Here is a 3,521-nt window from a genome sequence, read left to right as displayed (position 1 = left end):
GCCCCCGGTCCAGGACGTCCTCGCCGTCGAGCGTGACGGCCGCGCCCTCCAGCACGCCCGAGGCGTCCGTGAGCTCGACGGCGAGGCTCGTCGCCGTGGCGAGCTCGGCCCCGGCGGCGGGCGTGCTCGACGCGACGGCAGGCCCGGTGTTGTCGGTCGTGACCGTGCGGCGGGCCGCGGCACCCGCCGCGGTCGAGGAGGTCAGCTCGTGCTCGCCGTCGGCGAGGGCGGCGGTGTCGAGCTCCGCACGCAGGCCGGGCGCGGGGGCGTCGGCGGCGGGGACGACGTCGAACGTGAGGACGGCCTCGCGCGGCTTGGTCGTGCTCGAGCCGCAGTCGCCGTCGCCGAGCGAGTACGACGACGCGACGTCGACCGGGGTCGCGGTGCCGTGGCTCGGCACGAGGCCGATGCCCGAGATCGCGAAGTCGTCGCGGTTGTCCCCGCACGAGGTCGGGTAGGTGCCCGTGACGAACCGGACGGTGTTGCGCCCGGCGGCCAGGTACGCGTTGGGCACGTCGACGCGCACCGTCTCGCTCACGTAGTCGCGGTCGACGAGGTCGATGCGCTGGCCGTTGACGAGCAGGTGGTTGGTGTAGCGGGCCTCGATCGAGTTCGAGCCGACGGTGAAGACGAACTGCGACGAGCCGGCGCCGAGCGTCGTGGTCGTGGTGAGCGGCGCGCCGTCGACCTCGATCCCCGTCGGGGCGTCGCCGCCGACGGGCGGGGTCGCGAGCACGGTCCGCGTGCCGTTGAGGAGCTCGCCGTCCGCCGGGGTCAGGGCCGGTGCGCCGGGCGCGGAGTTGTTCACGGTCACGCCGCTCGTCGCGGACAGGCCCGACGCGGTCGTCGCGGTGAGGGTGTGCGCGCCGTTCTCGAGGGTCGTCGTGTCGAGCTCCGCCGCGAGGCCGGTCGTCGCAGCCGGGTCCTGCGTGACGGCGAACGTCAGGTCGGCCGTCAGGACGCGGGACGAGTTCGTCCCGCACGAGCCGTCGCCGAACTGGTAGGTGAAACGGTTGCCCGAGCCGTCGGCGACCTCGCCGAGCAGCTCGAGCGAGACGTCGGTGAGGTCGAAGTCGTCGTAGTTCGAGCCGCACGACGTGGGGACGGCGCCCACGACGAACCGCACCGCGTTCTCGCCCTGGACGAGCAGGTCGTTCGGCACGTCGAGCGCCACGCGCTCGGAGACCATGTCGCGGTCGAGGTCGAGTCGCGTGCCGTTGACGAGCACGTAGCTGCCGTAGCGCTTCTCGATCGAGTTGCTGCCCACGTCGAACAGGAGACGCGACGTGGCGGGGACCGCGGAGGCGCCCGCGAGGGGCTCGCCGTCGACGGCCAGCTCGCGGACGGGGTCGCCGGCCAGGACGGGCTGCGCCGTGACGGTCACCGTGCCGTCCAGGTACGTCCCGGGAGTGGGGTGGAGCACCGGCGTCCCGCTCGGCTCCTCGGCCGCCGCGGCGGCGCGCTGCGTCGGCGCCCGGTCGGCGGCCACGGCCGCCGTCACGGGCAGCGCGGTCCCCACCGCGAGGCTCGCGCCGACCACGGCGGCGAGGCCTCGGCGTCTTCTCCGGATCCGGGGCGTGTGCACGGGCGTGCGCATCGGTGTGTCCTTTCGTCGTCGACAGGCGAGGGCACGGCCGGTCCGACGTCCGCGGCGGGCGCACCCGTACCGGACCATTCCGGGCACGGGTGAACTCCCGGACGAGACGGGACGAACGCGGTCCGAACGCCGGGAGACGGTCCGGTGCCCGGCACGGTGACGGGGCGGACGACAGGACGCCCGGTCGGAGCGGCGCGACGACGGCGGCACGGGCTCGGCAGGCCGGGACGACGCAGGCCGCCCACCCGGAGGGTGGACGGCCTGGTCAGGAAGGGTGCGCCATCAGGGACTCGAACCCCGAACCCGCTGATTAAGAGTCAGCTGCTCTGCCAATTGAGCTAATGGCGCGCGAGAGAAAACACTAGCAGCCGTGGGCGCGCCGGGAAAATCCGTTCCGCCCGCTCCCGTGTGACGTCGGCGACAGCGCCCGGCGCCCCGCCCGACGGCGGACCCGCGGCACGGTTCAGAGGTACAGGCCGGTCGGGCCGCCCTCCTCGAGCTCCTGGGAGACCGCGTGCACGTCACGCTCGCGCAGCAGCACGAGGTCCCGTCCCCCGAGCTCGACCTCCGCGCGGTCGTCCGGGTCGAACAGGACGCGGTCGCCCACCGCCACCTGGCGCACGTGCTCACCAGCGGCGACGACGACGGCCCACGCCAGGCGCTTGGGGCCGACCGCCGTCGCGGGGATGACGAGGCCCGCCGAGCTCTGCCGCTCGCTCGCGTCGACCTCCGGGTCGACGAGGAGCCGGTCGTGCAGCATCCGGATCGGCAGGTCACGCGCCGCCGGCCGGGCCGAGGACGGACGGGTCGAGGAGATCGAGGGAGTCGAAGGGGTCGCGGACGTCGTCTTGCTCACAGCCACAACGCTACCGGTGCCACGACACCTCACCTACGCTCGAACCCACACCCTGGCCGGACCGAAGGAGATCCATGTCCACGCGCCTCACCGTCGGCGACACCGCTCCCGACTTCACCCTGCCCGCCGCCGACGGCAGCGCCGTCACGCTCTCCGACCTGCGCGGCAAGCACGTCGTCGTGTACTTCTACCCGGCCGCCGGCACTCCCGGCTGCACGACCGAGGCGTGCGACTTCCGTGACAGCCTCGCCTCGCTCCAGGGCGCCGGGTACTCGGTCGTCGGCGTCTCCCCCGACCCCGTGGACAAGATCGCGGCCTTCGTCGAGGCCGAGCACCTCACGTTCCCGCTCGTCTCCGACGTCGACAAGACGGTCCTCGAGGCCTACGGCGCGTGGGGCGAGAAGAAGCTCTACGGCAAGACGGTCGTGGGCGTCATCCGCTCGACGGTCGTCGTCGACCCGGAGGGCAAGGTCGAGCTCGCGCAGTACAACGTCAAGGCGACGGGCCACGTGGCCAAGCTGCGCCGGGACCTGGGGATCGACCCGAAGTAGCCGCCGCGGCCGAGCGCTGCGTCCCCCGCGGCGCTGCGTCGCCGGACGCAGCGCCCGACCGGGGCGCGGCGCTCGCGCCGTAGACTGACCTCCGCGCGCGAGTGGCGTAACTGGCAGCCGCGCCAGGTTTAGGTCCTGGTGTCCTCGGACGTGCGGGTTCGAGTCCCGCCTCGCGCACCGTCCGCCCCCCACGGGAGCTTTCACCCGGCCTACAACTGGACGCCCGTCCAGTTGGATGGCTAGCCTGAGTCCAGAGCCGGTGTCCGCACCATTGCCCCCTGCCGGTGCGGGCACCGGCTTCTTCCGTCGAGGCGCATCCTGCGCGCGCACGACGGCCTCTGACCGAGACGCGAACGGCCCCGCCCCCCGCCGTGGCCGGGCGGTGGGGTTCGGCGGGGGGGGGGACGCGGCCGGGGGCCGGGGGGGCGAGGGGTTTCGTCTGGCCGCCGCCCTGGCTCACGCCGGACAGGGCGACGCGCTCGGGGTCGATGCCGTCGACCGTCCGCACGGCGTCGAC

Annotated in this window: 3 protein-coding genes and 2 tRNA genes; 2 read left to right on the top strand and 3 right to left on the bottom strand. The window is 73.9% G+C overall.

Annotated elements, in window-relative coordinates; translation table 11 throughout:
- The 3 genes from ACFWH7_RS17215 to ACFWH7_RS17205 form a co-directional block, all read right to left on the bottom strand.
- Positions 1–1,597, bottom strand: a 1,597-nt coding sequence (locus ACFWH7_RS17215) for a hypothetical protein (RefSeq protein ID WP_378218231.1), incomplete at its 3' end; no start/stop codon positions are given.
- A gap of 275 nt (positions 1,598–1,872) precedes the next feature.
- A tRNA-Lys gene (locus ACFWH7_RS17210) sits at positions 1,873–1,945 on the bottom strand.
- Between the two features lie 115 nt (positions 1,946–2,060).
- Positions 2,061–2,357, bottom strand: a complete 297-nt coding sequence (locus tag ACFWH7_RS17205) for a GroES family chaperonin (RefSeq protein WP_378218235.1) — start codon at positions 2,355–2,357, stop codon at positions 2,061–2,063.
- 170 nt (positions 2,358–2,527) lie between these two features.
- Between ACFWH7_RS17205 and bcp the strand changes: the two genes are divergently transcribed.
- Together bcp and ACFWH7_RS17195 are read left to right on the top strand one after the other, a co-directional pair.
- Positions 2,528–3,004 carry a thioredoxin-dependent thiol peroxidase gene (gene bcp, locus ACFWH7_RS17200; protein ID WP_378218228.1) on the top strand — a complete coding sequence of 159 codons (477 nt, stop codon included), beginning with the start codon at positions 2,528–2,530 and terminating at the stop codon, positions 3,002–3,004.
- Between the two features lie 95 nt (positions 3,005–3,099).
- Positions 3,100–3,181, top strand: a tRNA-Leu gene (locus ACFWH7_RS17195).
- Positions 3,182–3,521 lie beyond the last annotated feature (340 nt).

The sequence above is a fragment of the Cellulosimicrobium cellulans genome, assembly GCF_042723955.1.
GTDB classification, from domain to species: Bacteria; Actinomycetota; Actinomycetes; order Actinomycetales; family Cellulomonadaceae; genus Cellulosimicrobium; species Cellulosimicrobium cellulans_H.
This window is presented reverse-complemented; position numbering and strand designations above follow the sequence as displayed.

What these genes read in the sequence shown, in the direction of transcription:
- ACFWH7_RS17205 (WP_378218235.1), bottom strand. Translation starts at nt 2,357, where the DNA reads ATGCTGCACGACCGGCTCCTCGTCGACCCGGAGGTCGACGCGAGCGAG.
- bcp (WP_378218228.1), top strand. Translation starts at nt 2,528, where the DNA reads ATGTCCACGCGCCTCACCGTCGGCGACACCGCTCCCGACTTCACCCTG.